This is a genomic window from Stenotrophomonas ginsengisoli (assembly GCF_001431485.1).
In the GTDB taxonomy this organism is placed as follows: domain Bacteria; phylum Pseudomonadota; class Gammaproteobacteria; order Xanthomonadales; family Xanthomonadaceae; genus Stenotrophomonas; species Stenotrophomonas ginsengisoli.
In genome coordinates this window covers 24,065-44,017 of the sequence record NZ_LDJM01000031.1, presented here as the reverse complement: position 1 = coordinate 44,017, position 19,953 = coordinate 24,065, and the positions used below count along the sequence as shown (strand labels likewise).

At 67.4% G+C, this 19,953-nt stretch carries 21 protein-coding genes; 2 read left to right on the top strand and 19 right to left on the bottom strand.

The genetic code is table 11. The annotated features are described in order from the left end of the window. The 7 genes from polA to rpmB all read right to left on the bottom strand — a co-directional run. On the bottom strand, window positions 1–2,211 hold a 2,211-nt coding region (polA, locus tag ABB30_RS12075), incomplete at its 3' end, for a DNA polymerase I (protein WP_057638569.1). A 142-nt stretch (window positions 2,212–2,353) separates the two neighbouring features. Further along, window positions 2,354–2,800, bottom strand: a complete 447-nt coding sequence (locus ABB30_RS12070) for a universal stress protein (protein ID WP_057638568.1) — start codon at window positions 2,798–2,800, stop codon at window positions 2,354–2,356. 79 nt (window positions 2,801–2,879) lie between these two features. Next, window positions 2,880–3,449, bottom strand: a complete 570-nt coding sequence (locus tag ABB30_RS12065) for a hypothetical protein (protein WP_057638567.1) — start codon at window positions 3,447–3,449, stop codon at window positions 2,880–2,882. A gap of 69 nt (window positions 3,450–3,518) precedes the next feature. Continuing rightward, complete coding sequence (gene uvrD / locus ABB30_RS12060) at window positions 3,519–5,711, bottom strand: DNA helicase II (RefSeq protein WP_057638566.1); 2,193 nt, start codon at window positions 5,709–5,711, stop codon at window positions 3,519–3,521. A gap of 53 nt (window positions 5,712–5,764) precedes the next feature. Then, on the bottom strand, window positions 5,765–7,135 hold the full coding sequence (locus ABB30_RS12055; protein WP_057638565.1) for an FAD/NAD(P)-binding protein: 1,371 nt from the start codon (window positions 7,133–7,135) through the stop codon (window positions 5,765–5,767). A gap of 118 nt (window positions 7,136–7,253) precedes the next feature. Continuing rightward, window positions 7,254–7,421, bottom strand: coding sequence for a 50S ribosomal protein L33 (gene rpmG / locus ABB30_RS12050; protein WP_169411268.1), 168 nt, complete (start codon window positions 7,419–7,421; stop codon window positions 7,254–7,256). A gap of 10 nt (window positions 7,422–7,431) precedes the next feature. Beyond that, window positions 7,432–7,668 carry a 50S ribosomal protein L28 gene (gene rpmB, locus ABB30_RS12045; protein ID WP_057638564.1) on the bottom strand — a complete coding sequence of 79 codons (237 nt, stop codon included), beginning with the start codon at window positions 7,666–7,668 and terminating at the stop codon, window positions 7,432–7,434. Window positions 7,669–7,883: 215 nt separating this feature from the next. Between rpmB and ABB30_RS12040 the strand changes: the two genes are divergently transcribed. Continuing rightward, window positions 7,884–9,128: a glycosyltransferase gene (locus tag ABB30_RS12040; RefSeq protein WP_057638563.1), complete on the top strand. Its 1,245-nt coding sequence runs from the start codon at window positions 7,884–7,886 to the stop codon at window positions 9,126–9,128. On the opposite strand, the gene ABB30_RS16820 is transcribed toward ABB30_RS12040, so the two are convergent. The 10 genes from ABB30_RS16820 to ABB30_RS11990 form a co-directional block, all read right to left on the bottom strand. Continuing rightward, window positions 9,104–9,784, bottom strand: a complete 681-nt coding sequence (locus ABB30_RS16820) for a hypothetical protein (protein WP_245626502.1) — start codon at window positions 9,782–9,784, stop codon at window positions 9,104–9,106. The two genes, ABB30_RS12040 and ABB30_RS16820, sit on opposite strands and share 25 nt — an antisense overlap. 107 nt (window positions 9,785–9,891) lie before the next feature. After that, a complete protein-coding gene (locus ABB30_RS12030) occupies window positions 9,892–11,652 on the bottom strand; it encodes a DUF885 domain-containing protein (protein WP_057638561.1) in 1,761 nt (586 codons plus the stop codon). 92 nt (window positions 11,653–11,744) lie between these two features. Continuing rightward, on the bottom strand, window positions 11,745–12,077 hold the full coding sequence (locus tag ABB30_RS12025) for a lipid-A-disaccharide synthase N-terminal domain-containing protein (RefSeq protein WP_425477410.1): 333 nt from the start codon (window positions 12,075–12,077) through the stop codon (window positions 11,745–11,747). An 11-nt stretch (window positions 12,078–12,088) separates the two neighbouring features. Beyond that, window positions 12,089–12,811, bottom strand: coding sequence for a glycosyltransferase (locus tag ABB30_RS12020; RefSeq protein WP_057638559.1), 723 nt, complete (start codon window positions 12,809–12,811; stop codon window positions 12,089–12,091). Between the two features lie 62 nt (window positions 12,812–12,873). Next, window positions 12,874–13,839 carry an SDR family NAD(P)-dependent oxidoreductase gene (locus ABB30_RS12015; protein ID WP_057638558.1) on the bottom strand — a complete coding sequence of 322 codons (966 nt, stop codon included), beginning with the start codon at window positions 13,837–13,839 and terminating at the stop codon, window positions 12,874–12,876. Between the two features lie 142 nt (window positions 13,840–13,981). Next, window positions 13,982–14,284, bottom strand: coding sequence for a helix-hairpin-helix domain-containing protein (locus ABB30_RS12010; RefSeq protein WP_057638557.1), 303 nt, complete (start codon window positions 14,282–14,284; stop codon window positions 13,982–13,984). Between the two features lie 35 nt (window positions 14,285–14,319). After that, the gene (locus tag ABB30_RS12005) at window positions 14,320–15,228 is read right to left on the bottom strand and encodes a ParB/RepB/Spo0J family partition protein (RefSeq protein WP_057638556.1); all 909 of its coding nucleotides are present in this window, start codon (window positions 15,226–15,228) and stop codon (window positions 14,320–14,322) included. Further along, entirely contained in the window at window positions 15,228–16,025 is a 798-nt protein-coding gene (locus ABB30_RS12000; protein WP_057638555.1) for a ParA family protein, read from the bottom strand. Before ABB30_RS12000 ends, ABB30_RS12005 begins: the two co-directional genes overlap by 1 nt. Before the next feature lie 78 nt (window positions 16,026–16,103). Then, complete coding sequence (gene rsmG / locus ABB30_RS11995; protein ID WP_057638571.1) at window positions 16,104–16,742, bottom strand: 16S rRNA (guanine(527)-N(7))-methyltransferase RsmG; 639 nt, start codon at window positions 16,740–16,742, stop codon at window positions 16,104–16,106. Next, the gene (locus tag ABB30_RS11990) at window positions 16,717–17,352 is read right to left on the bottom strand and encodes a 4'-phosphopantetheinyl transferase family protein (protein WP_245626501.1); all 636 of its coding nucleotides are present in this window, start codon (window positions 17,350–17,352) and stop codon (window positions 16,717–16,719) included. Before ABB30_RS11990 ends, rsmG begins: the two co-directional genes overlap by 26 nt. 99 nt (window positions 17,353–17,451) lie before the next feature. Between ABB30_RS11990 and ABB30_RS11985 the strand changes: the two genes are divergently transcribed. Beyond that, window positions 17,452–17,703: a GlsB/YeaQ/YmgE family stress response membrane protein gene (locus ABB30_RS11985; protein WP_057638553.1), complete on the top strand. Its 252-nt coding sequence runs from the start codon at window positions 17,452–17,454 to the stop codon at window positions 17,701–17,703. 59 nt (window positions 17,704–17,762) lie between these two features. Here ABB30_RS11985 and xth read toward each other — a convergent pair whose 3' ends face one another. Next, entirely contained in the window at window positions 17,763–18,539 is a 777-nt protein-coding gene (xth, locus tag ABB30_RS11980) for an exodeoxyribonuclease III (protein ID WP_057638552.1), read from the bottom strand. A gap of 154 nt (window positions 18,540–18,693) precedes the next feature. Next, window positions 18,694–19,488, bottom strand: a complete 795-nt coding sequence (locus ABB30_RS11975) for a hypothetical protein (RefSeq protein ID WP_057638551.1) — start codon at window positions 19,486–19,488, stop codon at window positions 18,694–18,696. Window positions 19,489–19,953 lie beyond the last annotated feature (465 nt).

Sequence of the window (19,953 nt, the reverse complement as noted above, 5' to 3'; positions counted from 1 at the left end):
GGCGCGGTGGATGTCGGCACCGGCCTGGAAGGCGGCGATCAGGCCGGCATCGGCGGACAGGTGGGCCATGATCCGCAGTTCGACCTGCGAATAGTCAAAAGCCACCAGTTGCTGCCCGGCCGGGGCGATGAAGGCCTCGCGGATGCGCCGGCCATCGGCGGTACGCACCGGGATGTTCTGCAGGTTCGGGTCCGAGGAAGACATGCGCCCGGTGGCCGCACCGACCTGGTGGTAGCTGGTGTGGACGCGGCCGGTCTGTGCATTGACCATCTCCGGCAGCTTGTCGGTATAGGTGCTGCGCAGCTTGGTCAGGCCACGGTATTCGAGGATGATGCGCGGCAGCTCGTGGGCATCGGCAATGGCTTCCAGCGCTTCCTCGTTGGTCGAGGGCGCGCCCTTGGGCGTCTTCACCAGTGCCGGCAGGCCGAGCTCGTCAAACAGCACGGCCTGCAGCTGCTTGGGCGAATCCAGGTTGAAGGCATGCCCGGCCAGTTCGGTGGCCTGCTGCTGGGCGGCGAGCATGCGCGCGGACAGGTCCTCGCTCTGCCGCTTGAGCTCGGCGCTGTCGATGGCCACGCCATTGGCCTCGATCCGGGCCAGCACCGGCACCAGCGGCATTTCGATCTCGCTGTAGACCCGCTCCAGCTCCGCCACGGCGGCCAGCTGCGGGCGCAGCACGCGGTGCAGGCGCAGGGTGATGTCGGCATCCTCGGCGGCGTAGCGCAGGGCATCGTCCAGCGATACCTGGGCAAAGCTGACCTGCTTGGCGCCCTTGCCGGCCACGTCCTCGAACTTGACCGTTTCATAGCCCAGGTAATGCCGGGCCAGCGAATCCATGTCGTGGCGGGTGGCGGTGGCATTGAGCACGAAGCTCTGCAGCAGGGTGTCCTCGCGGTAACCGGCCACGTTGACGCCATGCCGGCGCAGCACATGCAGGTCGTACTTGCCGTTCTGGCCGACCTTGGCCTTGGCCGGATCTTCCAGCAGCGGACGCAGGGCATCGAGCACGGTGGCCATCGGCAACTGGCCATCGAGCAGCTGCGGGCCGAGCAGGCCGCCGGCATCACCCAGCATGTGGCCAACCGGGATGTAGCAGGCCACGCCCGGCTGTGCGCACAGGCTGATGCCGACCAGGTTGGCGCTCATCGCGTCCAACGCATCGGTTTCGGTATCGAAGGCAAACACCTCGGCAGCCGCCAGCTGGGCGACCCAGGCCTGCAACTGTTCGCTGCTGGTCACCCGTTCGTACTGACCCGGGGCGGACAGGGCCGGATCGGCCGGCGCGGGTGCCGCTGCGCTGGCTGCCTTGGCATGGCCGGCCGGGGTGGCACGCAGGTCGGTGCTGGTCACTTCGGCCGCCGGGGCGGACACACCCAGCTCTTCCAGCGCGCGGTTGAAACCGTAGCGGGCATACAGGGTGGCCAGCGCTTCGGTATCACGCTCGCGCAGCTTCAGCTCGGTCGGGCCCTGCTCCAGCGCCACGTCGGTCTTGATCGTCACCAGCTCGCGGTTGAGCGGCAGGCGCCCCAGCGCCTCGCGCAGGTTTTCGCCGATCTTGCCCTTCATCGCCGGGGCCGCCGCGATCACCCCATCCAGGGTGTCGAACTCGGCCAGCCACTTGGCCGCAGTCTTCGGCCCGCACTTGGTCACGCCGGGAATGTTGTCCACCGCATCGCCCATCAGCGAGAGGTAGTCGATGATCTGGTCGGCGCGCACGCCGAACTTGTCCATCACCGCGGCATCGGAATCCATCCGGCTGCCGGTCATGGTGTTGACCAGCTCCACCCCCGGGCGCACCAGCTGGGCAAAGTCCTTGTCGCCGGTGGAGATGGTGACCTGCAGGCCGGCCTGGGCCCCCTGCAGGGCCAGGGTACCGATCACGTCATCGGCCTCCACCCCGCTGATGCGCAGGATCGGAAAGCCCAGGGCCTGCACGATGGCCATCATCGGCTCGACCTGCGCGCGCAGGTCATCAGGCATCGACGGCCGGTTGGCCTTGTACTGGTCATACATGTCGTCGCGGAAGGTCTTGCCCGGCGCGTCGACCACGAAGGCGGCGTGGGCCGGCTGCTCCTTCAACGTGGCACGCAGCATGTTGACCACACCGAACAGCGCGCCGGTCGGCTCGCCCTGGGCATTGGTCAGCGGAGGGAGCGCATGGAAGGCGCGGTACAGATAGCTGGAGCCATCAATCAGGACAAGTCTGCTCATGGCAGGGATTCTACCGGCCGCACCGCCCGATCGCTGTGCCGCAGGCCGTGGTTGCCCGCACCGCAGGCACAGGCCCGGCAAATGACAACGGCCGCCAGGGGCGGCCGTTGTCGCTGCAGCAAGCTGAATGAGACTCAGCGGTTCAGCGGATCACCAGCACCGGCACCGTGGCCCGGGCCAGCACTTCGGCGGTCTGGCTGCCGAGCAGGGCACGGCTGATGCCGCGACGGCCATGCGAGGCCAGCACCACCAGGTCGCTGTTCTGGCTGGCGATGGTGTCGATGATGCCGTCAGCAGCATAGCGGTCGATCACGTGCAGCAGGTTGGCCTTGACCCCGGCGGCCGTGGCCGCCACGCCGGCCGGCTCGAGCACTTCCATCGCCTGCTTGCGACGGTCTTCCAGGTACTGCGGGCTGTTCTCGTAACCGGCGCTCCAGCCCATGGCGTCATACATGCCCACCGCCCACGGCTCGCATACGGTGAGGATGTCGACCTCGGCACCGAGGCCGGCGGCCAGCTCCAGGCCCTTTTCCAGGCCGCGGTTGGACAACGGTGAACCATCCACGGCGATCAGAATGCGCTTGTACATCGTCTTGTCCTCGGCGGATATGGAAGATGAGGCCATTACACCCTGCCATCATCGCCCCCGCCTTGCGCAGGATCAAATATCAGGCGATGCGCTCGACCCGGGCGCCCTGGCACAAGGGGTAGCTGGCCACGAAATCGGCAATGGCCGCCTGCATCGCGGCGGCATCGCGCCCATACAGGTACAGCGCGGTCTCACTGTCCCCCTGCCAGAAGCTGCACACATCGCCGATGCCGTCGATACGGCTGGCCACCTGTTCGTACACCTCGAACGGGTCGCAGGTCTCATACACCTCGTCGGCGAGGTTCTGCCCGTCCAGGTACAGGCCCAGGCCCTGCATGCGGCCGAAATCATGCTCGCCCTCGGGCAGCAGCAGGGTCGAAGCCAGCGGCGCGCCGAGTTCTTCCAGGGCCACGATCACCGCTGCCACCTCGCTGTCGGCCTGCAAGGCGATGCGCAGGTCCACATACAGCACCTCGTCTTCCGGGCTCAGGCCCACCTGGCCCAGCGACGCATCGCCCTGCCCGGCATCGCGCAGCCAGGCCGACAGCGGCTCGACGAACAGCTCCTGGGCGTGCTCGGGCTGCAGGCGGGCATTGAGGCGGGCAGTGAAGGTGAAAACGGCCGGCGCGGCGGCAGTGTCAGTGGACATGGGCAATACCTTTGAGCAGGAAACCGGCCACGGCAGACGCCGCGACCGGGGAAGAAACGACGAGCGGGCTCAGAGCACGCTCAGGTTGGCATAGGCCAGCACCAGCCATTTGCTGCCGGCCTCGGCGAACTCGACCTGGATGCGGGCATGGCTGCCGCTGCCTTCAAAGTCGGTGACCATGCCCTCGCCGAACTTGGGATGGCTGACGCTGCTGCCCAGGGCGATGGCCGGCACTTCCAGCGACGCATGCCCGGCCGAACGCGACGCGCCCAGCGAGGACGGGCGGCTGACCTGGACCTTGGGCCGCACCTCGTGCAGCAGCGGCTTGGGAATCTCGCGCAGGAAACGCGAGGGCACGTTGTAGTTTTCCTGGCCGTGGATGCGCCGACTCTCGGCATAGGACAACACCAGCTTCTGCCGCGCGCGGGTGATGCCCACATAAGCCAGGCGGCGTTCTTCCTCCAGCCGGCCGGACTCGTCAATCGAGCGCGCCGACGGGAACAGGCCATCCTCCATACCGACCAGCAGCACCAACGGAAACTCCAGGCCCTTGGCCGCGTGCAGGGTCATCAGCTGCACACCGTCCTCGTCGGCCTGGGCCTGGCCTTCGCCGGCCTCCAGCGAGGCGTAGGACAAAAAGGCCACCAGCTCGCTCATGCTCTCGCCGACCTCGTCAAGGTCGTCCTCGCGGCGGGCAAAGCGGCTGGCCACGGAGACCAGCTCGTTGAGGTTTTCGGTACGCGACTCCGAATCCAGGCCGTTGCGCCCTTCCTTGGCCCAGTGCGCGTGCAGTTCAGAGCGCACCAGCACGTGGTCGATGCGCTCGGCCAGGGTCATCGCCTCGCTCTCGCCGGCCAGCGCGGTGATCAGCTGCTGGAAACCGGCCAGCGCATTGCGCGCGCGCGCGGCCAGGCTGTCGCCCTGGGCAGCCAGGCCAGCCGCCTCCCACAGAGGAATGCGCAGCTCGCGGGCCAGCCGCCGGACTTCATCCAGGGTGCGCTCGCCGATGCCACGGGTCGGGGTGTTGACCGCACGCTCGAACGCCGCGTCATCGCTGCGGTTGGTCATCAGGCGCAGGTAGGCCAGCGCGTCCTTGATTTCGGCACGCTCGAAAAAGCGCATGCCGCCATACACGCGGTACGGCACCTGCTCGGCCAGCAGGGCTTCTTCCATCGCCCGCGACTGCACGTTGGAGCGGTACAGCACGGCCACATCGGAATAACTGCCGCCATCGCGCACCCACTGGCGCGCCCGCTGCACCACGTAACGGGCCTCGTCCATTTCGTTGTAGGCCGCGTACAGGTCGATCGGGTCGCCCTCGCCGGCCTCGGTCCACAGCTGCTTGCCGATGCGGTCCGGGTTGTGTTCGATCACCGCATTGGCCGCGGCCAGGATGTTGCCGCTGGAGCGGTAGTTCTGCTCCAGGCGGATGGTCTGCGCGCCGGGGAAATCACGCAGGAAGGCCTGCACGTTCTCCACCTTGGCCCCGCGCCAGCCGTAGATGGCCTGGTCATCGTCACCGACCACGAACACCTGGCCGGTCTCGCCGGCCAGCACCCGCACGAAGGCGTACTGGATGGCATTGGTGTCCTGGAATTCGTCCACCAGCAGGTGGCCGAAGCGGGCACGGTAGTGCATCAGCAAAGCAGGGTTGTCGCGCAGCAGCTCGTGGGCGCGCAGCAACAGCTCGGCAAAGTCGACCAGGCCGGCGCGGTCACAGCGCTCCTGGTAGGCGGCATAGGCCTGGCGCATGGTCTCCGTCCACGGATCATGCGGGGCGGCCTGGATGTGGTGGGCGCGGCGGCCCTCGTCCTTCTGCTCGTTGATCCACCAGGCAATCTGCTTGGGCGGGTACTTGGCGTCGTCGATCTCCAGCGCCTGCACCACCCGCTTGACCAGACGCAGCTGGTCGTCCGAATCGAGCACCTGGAAGCTTTCCGGCAGCCTGGCCTCGTTGAAATGCAGGCGCAGCAGGCGGTGGGCCAGGCCGTGGAAGGTGCCGATCCACATGCCGCGGCTGCCGGCGCGCATCTGCGCATCGATGCGGTGGCGCATCTCGCCGGCGGCCTTGTTGGTGAAGGTCACCGCGAAGATGCCATGGGTGGGCACGCCCATGACTTCGTGCAGCCAGGCGATGCGGTGGGTGAGCACACGGGTCTTGCCGGAACCTGCGCCAGCAAGAATCAGGTGGTGACCGGGAGGCGCGGAAACGGCCTCGCGCTGGGCGGCATTGAGCCCATCGAGCAAGTGAGAGACATCCATGCCGCCATTCTACGGGATCGCCCCCGAACGCCGGCCCGCCTGCGGCTGCCGGCTCAGGCCAGGGCAGCCGCCGCGCTGGCCGCGGCCTGGACCCGCAGCTCGGGAATGGCGATGGTTTCCCACTCCGCACCCATGCGCAGGCTGCCAACCAGCAGCAGGTCCGGCTGCGCCTGGCCGCTGCCATCGAGCAAGCGTGCCGCACCGCCGTTGTCACAGGCCACCGCCAGGCCCAGGCCATGTGCACCGACGGCTGCCACGCCGCTGTCCAGCAGCTGGCGCAGCAGCGGATCGTCCATCGCAGCAGTGCGCACCTGCAGGCCGGTGGCATTGACCACCACATCCACGATGACGGCCGGGCCGCTGGCCAGATGCACATGCAGGCGGCCATCGGTGGCCGCGGCAATGGAAGCAATGCCCCCGGCCTGCAGCTGCCAGCGACCGCTCGCCAGCCCGTCCTCGATCAACATGGCCAGATCCGGGGCAATGCGGTGGCGGTGCACATCCCACAGGCGCACGCCATGGCGCAGGAAGCGCGCCTGGTCGGCCGCGCTGAGGCTGGCCCACAAGCGCCAGCCCAGCGGCCGGATCGCATCCAACACCACCTGCCAGGGCAGGCCTGCAGCCTGCGCCGCAGCGGCCTGGGCACGCAGCCAGCGCAGCCGCGCACGCAACCGCATGGACAGCAGGGCCGGGCCATCCAGCGGCCAGGACAGATGCGCGGCATGGCCCAGCGGCATCAGGCCATGGCGCGAGACCAGCTGTACCGGGCCGTGGTGGCCATTGCCCTGCAGGCTGAGCAGGGCATCGACCATGCTCAGCCCGGTGCCCACCACCAGCACGCTGGCGGCCGGATCGATCGCCCGCAGCGCCGGCACATCCCAGGCCTGCACCTGCTGCAACGGCGGAATCTGCGTTGCCATCGGCAACGGCCGCAGGGCATTGCCGACGGCCAGCACCACGCAGGCGGCTCCAAGGTGGCGCCCATCATCGAGCTGCAACACGCGCGCACCAGCCATTCCGTCGATGGCCACCACCCGCTGTGCCAGCCACTGCAACTGTCCCGGCGAAGCGGCAATGGCCTGCTGCAAACGCTGCTGCAGGTAGCGGCCATACCAGGCCCGCGGCACGAAGCGCTCGGCCAGCAGGTCGCCATCGCGGTCATCGGCCAGACCCGCGCTGCGCAGGAAATCGACAAAGTCGCCGGGTTGCGCCGGCAGCGCACTCATCCTCCCGGCCGGCACATTCAGACGATGGGCCGGATCGGTGGTGGCATAGGCAATGCCCAGCCCCGGTGTGGCCGGGCCGATCAGCGCAATGCGCTGGCCTGCACCGGCCTGGTGCAAGGCATGGATGGCCACCAGGGCCGCGGCTGCGCCATCGCCAACGATGGCCAGGTCGAACACGGGCGTGTCTTGGGTCTGCATGGGCGCATTGTAGCCAGTGCCGCCAGCCTGCCCCGCAGAAACAACAAACCCGCCACGAGGGCGGGTTTGTCGAGAAGAACCGGAAAGGTTCTGTGCAAGCAAGTGATCGCCGGGGCGATTACTTGATCTTGCCTTCCTTGTACAGGACGTGCTTGCGCACGACCGGATCGTACTTCAGGAATTCCATCTTCCCGGGGGTGTTCTTCTTGTTCTTGTCCGTGGTGTAGAAGTGGCCAGTACCGGCCGAGGAAATCATACGGACCTTATCGCGCTTGCCTGCCATGATTGTTTACTCCTCAGACCTTTTCGCCACGAGCACGCAGCTCGGCCAGAACGGACTCGATGCCGTTCTTATCGATGGTGCGCAGTGCATGCGCGGAAACACGGAGCTTCACCCAGCGGTTTTCGCTGGCAACCCAGAAACGGCGCTCGTGCAGGTTCGGCAGGAAGCGACGACGGGTCTTGTTGTTGGCGTGCGAGACGTTGTTACCCGTCTGCACCTTCTTGCCGGAAACTTGGCAAACTCGGGACATTGCGCACCTCGGTAATGTCGATTATGTCCTCCTTAGCCAGGAAGACAGCGGCCCCGGTGGTTGCCCACCACACGTCACGGGTATCGGGGGTTCGCAGCAATGGCAGTCAGAGGACGTGTTTCCGACCACCGCCCGGTAAACCGGCTACAGCGAGCCGCCAATTATGCGCGCCAATGCCGGCGCGTGCAAGTTGTCCACAGGCCCGGAGATGAACGATGCGCGTGATGATGGTCACCTACGGCACCGAGGGCGACACCCGGCCACAGGTGATGCTGGCCAGCGGGCTGCTCGATGCCGGCCATCAGGTCACCCTGCTGGGTGAACAGCAGGCCCTGGCCACAGCCGCTCAGCTGGGGGTGCCACATACCGCCCTGGCCGGGGCCATCGACGGCGAGGTGGACGCCCTGGTCGGCCAGGGCAACAGCCTGCGCGCGGCCAGCCGGGGCCTGGCGCGCATGGCCCGGCGCCTGAGCGCGGCCTGGGTGGAACAGGCCGATGCCGCTGCCGCCGGCTGTGATGTGGTGCTGGCCGGCGGGCTGGCCGCGTTCATCGGCATCAGCGTGGCGCAGCGTCACCGCATCCCGGTGGTCGGCACCGGCACGGTGCCGGTCACCCCCACCGGCGACTTCCCCAGCACCTTCCTGCCTCCAGGCCCGTGGCCGCGCTGGATCAACCGGCCCAGCCATGTATTGGCCACCCGGCAGATCTGGCGCCAGTTCCGCCGCCCGCTCGATGACGCGCGGGCCACGCAGCTGGGATTGCCGCCACAACGCCGGCCACCCACCGATACGCCCTTTTTGTACGGCTTTTCGCCCTCCCTGCTGCCGGCACCGGCCGACTGGCCGCACAACCATGTGGTGTGCGGGCAATGGCGCCTGCCCGGCAGCGCGCAGGCACTGCCGGCCGAACTGCAGCACTGGCTGGATACCCATCCGGCACCGGTGTTCATCGGCTTCGGCTCGATGCGTGGCTTTGATCGTGAGCGCGTGTTCGGCGGTTTGATCGATGCCCTGGGGCCGCGTCCGATCCTGCTCTCACCCGGCTGGGCCGGGCTGGCGGAGAACTGGACCCCGCCGCCGCATGTGCGGATCTGCCCACCGGTTCCCCACGAAGCCCTGTTCCCGCACTGCGCTCTGGTCATCCACCACGGCGGCAGCGGCACCACCCACTCGGCCAGCCGTGCCGGCGTGCCGCAACTGGTGCTGCCGATGGTGGCCGACCAGCCGTTCTGGGCACAGCGTCTGTTCCAGCGCGGGGTGGCCGGGCCGCCGCTGTCACTGCAGTGTTTCGAGCGCCCTGCCCTGCAGCGCGCGATCGCCATCGCCAGCGATGCCGACACCGTGGCGCGGGCCCGCGAACTGGGCCAGGCCATGGCCGCCGAGGACGGCGTGGCCACTGCTGTGGCCACGCTGGAATGCTGGCTGGCGCAGGATGCTCAGTCCGGGGCGAAATCCAGCTGACGGCGCCAGACCAGCGGCTCGCCTTCGCGTGCCAGACCGGGCGGGAACAGCGACAGATAACCGGCAGCGATAGCACGCTCGCGCAATCGCTCGCCCACGCCGACCGCTTCCTCGACGACGACATCGGTGACCCAGCCCTGGGCGTCGACCGTCATCGCCCAGACCAGCCTGCCGGACCACTGTTGCGGCGGGATCGAATCGTCGTAATTCGGCCGCCCCAGAACATACGGCTGCGGTTGCCGGTAGGACGGTGAGTCCTCCAGCCGCGCATGCACCAGCACGGTACCCTCGTTGCTGCGACCATCCCCCAGAATCGCCCGCACCGTCCATTGGCCAGGGCTGCCACCGCGGCCCAATACCGCCGGGTAGCAGTGCTTGCGGCCACTGAAATCAGGGTCGCGCTGGCGCGACATTTCGCGGCCCTTCGCATCCAATACCAGCAGTTCCAGCCCCTTGGCAGCTGGAGCAGCGACGCAGACTTGGTGGCCGTGCTCACTTGCGGTAACGAACTGCCGGGTCTGCTGGCGGGCCAGCGCACCGTCAGGCGTCTTTGCCCACAGGAACTCCATGTAGATGCGCTCATCGAGCGTGTCGGCCAGCGCCGGATCGGCCACCAGCAGACACAGCGACATCCTTACCGCTATACGCAAGTTCATCACCATTTCCTAGTGAAAGCGCAACGCGCTCACCCAGCTTGGCACAGCCCGCGGGCACCCCGGAATCCGGCAGCCGTCGCGCGTGGCCGGCTGCCGGCTACCTTGGTTCACCCCTTGCGGCTGGCAATCCAGGACTCGACCTGGGTCCGCAGCACCGGCAACGGCACCGAGCCCTGCTGCAGCACGTAGTCGTGGAAGGCCTTGAGGTCGAACTTGGCGCCCAGCTCGCTTTCGGCCTGGCGGCGCAGCTTCCAGATCTCGATCTCGCCGAGCTTGTAGCTCAGTGCCTGGGCCGGCCAGGAGATGTAGCGGTCCACCTCGGTGGTCACTTCATGCTCGCTCAGGGCGGTGTTGTCGCGCAGGAAGGCCAGCGCCTGCTCGCGGCTCCAGCCGTAGTGGTGCACACCGGTGTCGATGACCAGGCGCGCAGCACGCCACATTTCATAGGTCAGGCGGCCGAAGTCCTCGTACGGGGTCTGGTACACGCCCATCTCCACGCCGAGCTTTTCGGTGTACAGGCCCCAGCCCTCGCCGTAGGCGGAGATGTAGCTGTCACGGCGCCAGGCCGGCTGCTCGGCCTGCTCTGCGGCCAGCGCGCCCTGCATGGCGTGGCCCGGGTCGGCCTCGTGCAGGGTCAGTGCCGGCAGGTTGTAGAACGGGCGCGCCGGCAGGTTGTAGGTGTTCAGCCAGTAGGTGTTGTTGCCACCGCGGCCGGCGGTCCAGAACGGGGCGATGTCATCGGGCACCGGCACCAGGGCAAAGCGCGCACGCGGCAGGGTGAAGTACTCACCGATGTTGGCGTCGATGCGCTTGGCGATCCAGGCCGCATGGCTGAGCAGCTGCTGCGGGGTCTTGGCGTAGAACTGCTCATCAGTGCGCAGGAACTGCAGGAAATCGGCAAAGCGGGTCTGCGTTGATTTCCCACGGAAGCCGGTCTGGTCGATGACCGCGTCCATCTCGGCACGGATGCGCGCCACCTCGGCCAGGCCGATCTGGTGGATCTGTGCAGGGCTCATGTCCAGGGTGGTGTATTCGCGGATCTGCGAGCGGTAGAACGCCTCGCCGTCCGGCATCGCCTCGGCGGCCAGGGTGGTGCGCGCCTGCGGCACGTATTCGTTGTTGAAGAAGGTCAGCAGCTTGCCGAAGGCCGGCACCACCTGCCCGCCGATGGCGGCGCGGGCACGGGCCTGCAGGCGCGCCTGCTCGGCGGCCGGGATCGAGGCCGGCAGCTTGGTCAACGGGGCGTACAGCGGCGAGGCGGCCGGGTCTTTGAGCTCGGCGACCATCGCAATGGACACCTCGCGGCCATCGAGCACCGCGCGCGGCACGCTGAAACCACGGGCCAGGCCGGCCCGCATGTTGGTGATCTGCTGGTCGAAATGGCGCGGCACATCCTCCAGCACGGCGATGTAGTCCTCGGCCTGCTGCACATCGGCCAGGCGACGCTGGGCCATGAAACCCAGGTTGGACCAGAACGAGGAATCGGCATTGAACGGCATCTGGTAGGTGCGCTGGTTGACCGCATCGACCAGGTCCAGGATCTGCGCACGGTAGACCGCGTAATTGACCTTGCCTTCGGCCGAGAGCTGGCCCTGGTCCAGCCGGTCCAGCTGGCCAAGCACCTGCTGCCAGCCGGCCAGGCGGGCCTGCTGGGCAGCTTCGCTGACATCGCCAAGGCGGCGGCGGTCGCGCTGCTGGCCCGGGGCATCGGCATGGCGCCAGGCGTATTCGGCATCGGCGATGGCCAGCAGGCGCTGGTCGGCTGCCTTGCTCACCTGCGCGCTGGGCGTGGCCCGGGCCAAGGCCGGTGCCGGCACCGCGGTGATTCCCAGAGCCAATACGATTGCCACTGCCAAGGTCGATTTCACGAGCCTGTTTCCCCAAACATGAACAGACCTTGGATCATCGCACCGTGCCCGGGGGGGCTCATAGAGCCAATCCGGCACTTGCCATGCCGAACTCAGACAGAAGCCGTGTCCTTGGGCAGCCGCCAGCCACGGTTGCGGATGTCCAGCTGCAGGCTGTACAGCGCGGTGAAGGCGGGAAACAGGTTCTGCGCGATGCCCACCGCATCCTGCTTGGCCGAGAACAGGAAGTAGCTCAGGGTCATCAGGCTGCCGGCCACGCTCATGTACCAGAACAGGCGCGGGATCACCGGCCGCCCGGCCTTGCGCGTGGCCCAGAACTGCACTACCCAGCGCGCGCCGAACAGCAGCGCACCGGCCAGGCCGATCAGCTTCCACGGCGACAGGTGCACACCGGTCCAGTCCAGCCAGGCCAGCGGTTGGTTCATCCAGTCCGGGCTCATCGTTCCACCACCAGCGTGCGCCGGGAACGGGCGATCAGCCAGCTCACCCCGAGCAGGTCACGTACCCCCACCACCGCCCGGCCGAAGTTGGTGTACTTGGACACCCCGCTGCCGCGCTGGCGGTGGTTGACCGGGACACTCAGGGTGGACCAGCCGGCGCGCTGCATCAGGGCCGGCAGGTAGCGGTGCATGTGGTCAAAGTAAGGCAGCTCCAGGAAAGCCTGGCGCTCGAACAACTTGATCCCGCAGCCGGTGTCGGGGGTGTCATCGTGCAGCAGACGCGCACGGATCGCGTTGGCCCAGCGGCTGGCCCAGCGCCTGGAACCGGTGTCCTGGCGGTTGACCCGCCAGCCCGCCAGCAGCCGCACCGAAGGGGCCACCCGGTCACGCTCGGCCAGCAGGCGCGGGATGTCGGCCGGATCGTTCTGGCCGTCCCCGTCCAGGGTGGCCACCCACGCGGCACGGGCCGCGCGTACCCCGTTGTGCACCGCCGTGCTCTGCCCGCACTGGCTGCGATGGGCCAGTACGCGCAGCTCCGGATAGTCGGCCTTGAGCCGCTCCAGCACGGCCAGGGTGCCGTCACTGGAAAGGTCATCGACAAACACCGCCTCCCAGTCCAGCTTGCCGCGCAGGGCGGCGGCGATCTCGGCCAGCAGCCCGGCCACATTGGCCTGTTCGTTGTGGACCGGGACAACAACCGACAGCTGGGGAGGAGTCATGGATCAACCAACAATCATGAATGGGGAAATTTGACGGCCCCACCGGTTATGTCCGGATGAAATCAGACCGCCTGGCCGAAATACTCCCGGCACCAGGCCACCACCGGCGGCAATCCAACCTCGATCGGGGTACTCGGCGCATAACCGAAGGCCTGTTCCGCGCGCCGGGTATCGGCCATGGTGCGGACCATGTCACCGGGCTGCATCGGCTTGTAGACCTTGCGCGCCGCCACCCCGGCGGCCGCCTCGATCACGCCGATGAAGTGCTCCAGCTCGATCGGGGTGTGGTTGCCCAGGTTGAACACCTGGTGGGCGATGGTTTCCGTGGACGGGTGGGAAAGTGCACCCAGAATGCCGGCCACGATGTCGGAAACATGTGTGAAGTCGCGCTGCATCCGGCCTTCGTTGAACACCTGGATCGGGCGCCCTGCCAGCACCGCGCGCGAGAACAGCAGCGGCGCCATGTCCGGCCGGCCCCACGGGCCGTAAACGGTGAAAAAGCGCAGCCCGGTGGCCTTCAGGCCAAACAGCTGGGCATAGGTGTAGGCCATCAGTTCGTTGGCCGCCTTGGTCGCCGCATACAGCGAGCGCGGGCGGTCAATACGCTGGTCCTCGGAGAACGGCGGCGTGGCCGAATCGCCATACACCGAGCTGCTGGAGGCATACACCAGATGGCCCACGCCACGGTGGCGGCACAGCTCGAGGATGTTCACAAACCCGGTCAGGTTGGAATCCACGTAGGCCTGCGGGTTTTCCAGCGAGTAGCGCACACCCGCCTGCGCGGCCAGGTGGATCACCGCGCTGGGCGCGACCTCCTCGAACAGGGCGTCCAGGCCGGACCGGTCGGTCAGGTCCAGTACCCGGATGTCCACCTGCGGGCACAGTGCGGCAACCCGGTCGCGCTTGATCTGCGGGTCGTAGTAATCGTTGTAGTTGTCCAGGCCCACCACCGCCTGGCCGGCGGCAGCCAGGGCCTGACAGACATGGGCGCCGATAAAACCGGCCGCGCCGGTGACAAGGATGGTCATGCAAAGCTCCAGTACGGTAAATGCCCGGCCGCAACACACGGCCGGCACCACAACAGGTCGGGCAGGCACTGCCCGCAGGCCGCCACTATGCGCCGGAAGTGATCACAGGGGAAAACCGGGCAGGCGCCGGGGCATGGCCCGGCTACAGCTGCATCGGCTCGTGTGCCAGGTGGGCCCGTCGCTGCGCGCTGAAAGCCCACCAGGGCTGCGCCGCCTCACCGGCGAGGAAGTGGGTGATCGACAGGAACACATCGATCACGCAGGGGTCATGCAGCACCCCGGTGCGCAGGCACAGCTGCGCGTACATGTCATAGGCATCGCGACCGCGCAGCTGCGCCGGTACACGGATGCCGATCAGGCGCAGATCCTTCTCGCAGGCCGGCCCCACATTCGGGAGATCGGTCAGACGCAACAGATGGTTGCGGTCGACCTTGCTCGGATTCATGGCTGTTCAGCCACCTCGGGTTGTTGGAAGACGGATCAGGCGCGACGGGCGCGCAGGCGCTCCAGGACCCCGTCCAGGGTATCCAGGTCGCTGTAATGGATGACCAGCTTGCCCTTGCCGCCCCGCCCCTGGCTGATGTCCACACGGGCACCGAGGGCTTCGGACAGCTCGTTCTGCAGGCTGGCGATATCGGCCAACGGGGTGGCCGGGGCCGGCTTGGCCTTGCGTGCACCGGGCAGCTTGCCGGCGGCAAACTGCTGGGCGCGGTGCTCGACCTCGCGCACCGACCAGCCCTGCTCGGCCGCTTCCTCGGCCAGGCGTGTGGCCAGCTCCGGGGCCAGGGTCAGCAGGGCGCGGGCATGGCCCATTTCCAGCCGGCGCTCGATCAGCAGCGCGCGCACGCCTTCGGGCAGGTCGATCAGGCGCAGCAGGTTGGACACCGCCGCACGCGAACGCCCCACCGCCTGCGCGGCTTCGGCATGGGTCAGGCTGAATTCCTCGATCAGGCGCGACAGCGCCTGCGCCTCTTCCAACGGGTTGAGGTCTTCGCGCTGGATGTTCTCGATCAGCGCCATGGCGACCACGGTGCGGTCTTCCAGCTCGCGCACCACCACCGGTACTTCGGCCAGGCCGGCCAGCTGGGAGGCACGCCAGCGGCGCTCACCGGCGACGATTTCATAATTGCCGGCCGGCAGACGACGGGCCAGGATCGGCTGGATCACGCCCTGGGCGCGGATCGAGTCGGCCAGTTCGTCCAGCTTGGACGAATCCATGTCCCGGCGCGGCTGGTACTTGCCCGGCTGCAGCTCGGAGACCTTGATCTTGCGCAGCACCTCGCCCGGCTGGGGCTGGGCCACGGCGGCGACATTGACCGGGGTATTGCCGCCCTTCGGGCCCAGCAGGGCATCCAGACCACGGCCCAGGCCGCGCTTCTTGACGGTCATCAGACGGACTCCATGGCCTTGGCGGCCCGGTTGCGTTGCGCGTTGCGGCGGATCACCTCGCCGGCCAGGCCGACATAGGCCACCCCGCCACGCGATGAGCGGTCATAGCCGAGGATGCTCTGGCCATGGCTGGGCGCCTCGGCCAGGCGCACGTTGCGCGGCACGATGGTGCGGAACACCTTGTCGCCAAAATGGTTGGTCAGCTCGGCCGAGACCGCGTTGGCCAGGTTGTTGCGCACATCGAACATGGTGCGCAGCACCCCTTCGATCTCCAGCGCCGGGTTGAGCGTGTCGCGCAGCGCCTCGATGGTCTCCACCAGCGCGCTCAGGCCTTCCAAAGCGTAGTACTCGCACTGCATCGGCACGATCACCGAATCGGCGGCGGCCAGCGCATTGAGGGTCAGCAGACCCAGCGCCGGCGGGCAGTCGATGATGATGTAGTCGTACTGGCCGCGCACCGGGGCCAGGGCCGATTTGAGCCGCTGCTCGCGTGCGTCCTGGCTCATCAGGGCGATTTCCGCCGCGGTCAGGTCGATGTTGCCCGGCAGCAGGTCAAAGCCCTCGCCGGTGGTCACCCGCACCTGGACCACGCTGGCCTCGCCCAGCAGCAGGTCATAGGTGGAGGCGTTCAACTCACGCTTGTCCACCCCGCTGCCCATGGTCGCGTTGCCCTGCGAATCCAGGTCCACCAGCATGACGCGCTTGCCGGCACCGGCGAGCGCCGCGGCCAGGTTGACGGCCGTGGTGGTCTTGCCGACGCCGCCTTTCTGGTTGGCAATCGCGATGATGCGGGCCATGCGTTGAGCCTCTTGGGCAGGTAAGGGGGCTGGCCATTATGGCCGCTCGCCGGGCGAATGAGAAAAGCTGGTTAAAAATCAGCCGCGGCCGACCACCACCAGATGCCGCTCGCCGACCAGGCCGGGCACGCTCAGCGGGGTGATCGATTCGACCTGCCAACCGGCCGGCAGGGCAGCGATCTCCTCGTGCGGCACCACCCCCTTCATCGCCAGCAGGCGGCCGCCCGGGCGCAGCAGGTGGCCACCGACGGTGATGATGCCGCCCAGGGTATCCATCGCGCGTGCGGTGAGATTGTCGAAACCGGCCGGCTCGTCCAGCGCCTCGGCGCGGCCTTCGGCCACACGGGCATTGGCCAGGCCCAGCTTGCGCACGGCCTCGCGCATGAAACGGCACTTCTTGCCGTTGCTCTCCACCAGGGTCACCTGCAGGCCCGGATGGGTGATCGCCAGCGGGATGCCCGGCAGCCCGGGGCCGGTGCCCAGGTCGGCCAGGGTGCCGGTGGAGAAGAACGGCGCCATCGCCAGCGAATCGAGCAGGTGGCGGGTGACCATCTCGCGCGGGTCACGGATGGCGGTCAGGTTGTAGGTCTTGTTCCAGCGGTCGAGCAGGGTCAGGTACTCGAGCAGCGGGGCGGCCAGGTGTGCGTCCAGGCCCATCGCGGCCAGGCCCTGTTGCAGGGCGGGGGCGACGTCAGCGGGGAGGGTATGGGTGCTCATGGCCGCCATTATCGCAGGCTCCGGCCACCTGCCAGGCCAGTGCGGCGCGGAAATCATCGGCAATGGCCCATTCGTGCAACTGCCAGCTGGCCGCCGGGCCCAGTTCCACGTCACTGTGGGCCAGGACCAGGTCCGATCCCCGGGCCAGCAAGGCAAAGCGGTGCAGGCCGAAGGAAATGCCGTGGCCATGGGCCTTGAGCAGGGCCTCCTTGGCGCACCAGACACGGAAGAACCAGTGCTGGCGGCCCGCCTCGTCCAGGCCCAGCAGCCAGTCGATTTCGGCCGGGTGGAAGAAGCGGGCGATCACCTCGGCCATTTTCGGCCGCGGCTGGATCCGCTCCAGGTCCACGCCCAGACGCACCCTCTGCCCCAGCGCCACCAGCAGATGGCCACCGCTGTGGCTCCAGCCGGCGTCAAACCCGCCCAGCGGTGCATCCAGCTGGGGCCGGCCGCGCTCGCTGCGGCTGATCGGCAGCGCCGCCGGGGCCATGCCCAGGGCCGGGCCCAGCACTGTGCGCGCCAGCGGTTCGCCGCGGCTGCCGGGGGTATGTGCCAGGTGCCAAAGCTGCAATCCCTGATGGTGCCAGTGGGCCAACGGCAGCTGACTCACCACGCCGGCCTCACGTCAGTACACGACTTTTTAACGCCGACATCCCTTAACTGGATGGCAGGCATCACCCCCGGTGCCAGACCGCAAGGAGGTGTTTTCATGGGCATCATCATTTGGTTGATCATGGGCGGCATTGTTGGCTGGCTTGCCAGCATCATCATGAAGCGCGACGGACAGCAGGGCATTTTTCTGAACATCATCGTCGGCATTGTCGGCGCGATGATTGCCGGCTTCCTGTTCGGCGGCGGCATCAATGAAGCCATTACCCTGCGTACCTTCCTCTTCTCTTTGATCGGCGCAGTGATCCTGCTGGCCATCGTCAATCTGTTCACCCGCAAATCGGTGCGCTGAAGCACCCGGTTGTTGCAGCACAAAAGCCCGGCGCAAGCCGGGCTTTTCCGTGGCCGGGTTCAGCCGGCCGGGGCGAACTGGACCCAGGCCGGGGCATGGTCGCTGGGGCGTTCCCAGGTGCGCGGCTCGCGATCGATGCCGACATCGGCCAGGCGTGCCTTGAGGGCATCGGAAATCAGGTTCAGGTCGATGCGCAGCCCGTAATTGCGGCGGAAACCGGCCGCACGGTAATCCCACCAGCTGAAGATGGCCGCCTCGTCGTGGCGCAGGCGGAAGGCATCGTGCAGGCCCAGATCCAGCAGCGCCTGCAGGGCGGCACGCTCGGGGATGGAGGTCAGGATGTGCTCGTCGTTCCAGACCTTGGCATCAGGCACGTCGCGCTCGTCCGGGGCGATGTTGAAGTCGCCCATCACCACCAGTTCCTTGTGCCGGGTCAGCTCGTCGGCTACCCAGGCGTGCACGGCGGCCAGCCAGCGCAGCTTGTACTCGTATTTGTCGGTACCCACGTCCTGGCCGTTGACCACATACAGGTTGATCACCCGCACCCCGTTGATGGTGCCGGCGATCACCCGCTGCTGCACATCCTCAAAGCCCGGGATGCCGATCTGCACATCGCTGATCTCGCCACGGGCCAGCAGGGCCACGCCGTTGTAGGTCTTCTGCCCGGCATAGACCACGTTCCAACCCAGCTCGGCCAGGCGCGCGGCCGGGAACTTGTGGTCCTCCAGCTTGGTTTCCTGCAGGCCGACCACGTCGGGGGCGAAGGCATCCAGCCACTGCTCCAGGTGGGGCAGGCGGACATTGAGGGAATTGACGTTCCAGGAGGCGATTTTCATACCCGGCAGTTTACCCGCCCTGCCTGCTGCCCCGCAGTGACCGGCCAATGGCAGGCACGGGCAACCTGCCGGCGGCCATGCCGTGAACTGCTGCCAATCATGGCCCTGCCCTGCCGGCGCAGCTGCCAGCCCGATGACTGGCAGCCCCCTGCGCTCAGCCTTGCTGTTCGCCTTCCGGCACCACGTCGCCGGCTTCTGCAGCGGGCACGCCGAGCGTTGCGGCCTCGACCGGCCCCTGCTGCGGGTCCGGGAACAACTGCGGCAGCATGGCCACAAAGCTGCTCACACACTGGTTGGCATGTTGCTCGACCACCTGGCGCGCGTAGGCATAGTCATCCGCCTGCCAGGCCTCCAGCGGGGCCGAGACGGTCTCGTCCATCCGGCACTTGGCCCCCTCACCGGCGCCTGGCAACTGACGGAAACGGGTGCGCAGGATCGGAAAACCGATGTCGATCTCCTGCTGCAGGACGTAATCCGTATTCTCATCGCCCAGTTCGCGGTAGATCAGGCTGAACTCCTTCACCGTGAGCTGGATCGGGGAATACTCGGCAGGTACGGCCGCCGGATGCGCGGCAAAGTAATCCGCCAGGGCGGACTGCACCTGTTCGGGCATGGGGCCAAAAGCCGGGTTGGGCACGCTCCTGACCTTGGTCCCGCGCAGGTTTTCCTTGTTGAAACCCTGGCCAGAAATACTGCGGGTCAACAGTGACAGGGCCACCTGGCTGGCCACGACCTTGCCGGTGGTGGAGCGCTGCACCAGTTTCAACTCACGGGTACCGGCCGCATGCCCTGGTGCCCCGGGCCAGAGCTCGACCTCGACCGGCACCTGTTCCTCCCAATCCAGAACTTCGGTCTCCTCCTCGGTATCGTCGGCGCGCGCCATCGAGGGTGCCAGCAGGGTGAGGGTTCCCAGAACCAAGGCGCTGAATACGGGATGCAGGGTAAACATGACACTCCAGGCAATACGGGCAGGTGCCAAGCGACACCTGCAGTGGTGGGTGGACAATCAAACCTTGGCTACACACAGCAACCCGGCGGTGACGGCCGCTGCCAGCCCATGACCACCGCCACGACTGGCCGCGGCCATGTGTGCACCATCCGGTCATTGACGGCAGACCAGGCACAAACTTGACCCGCCCTAGGCATTGCGGCACGCCTGGTGCCCTGCTGACGGGGCTGGCCTGGCGGTGCATCCGCGCCGGCTCACCGCATGCGTGCGTCCACACGCCCGCTACATAGCTGGCTCCTGATCCGGCATTGCCACTGTCTGCACCGCCGCATCGAGCCACTGAACTGGGTGGAACGCAACCCACGCACCACCAGCCCACCTGCCCTGCCAAGAACAAGCTACAGAAGCTATTGCCTGAATATCACCTGCGCCGGTGTTTCGTTGCCGGGCTTGGCCCAGACTTGC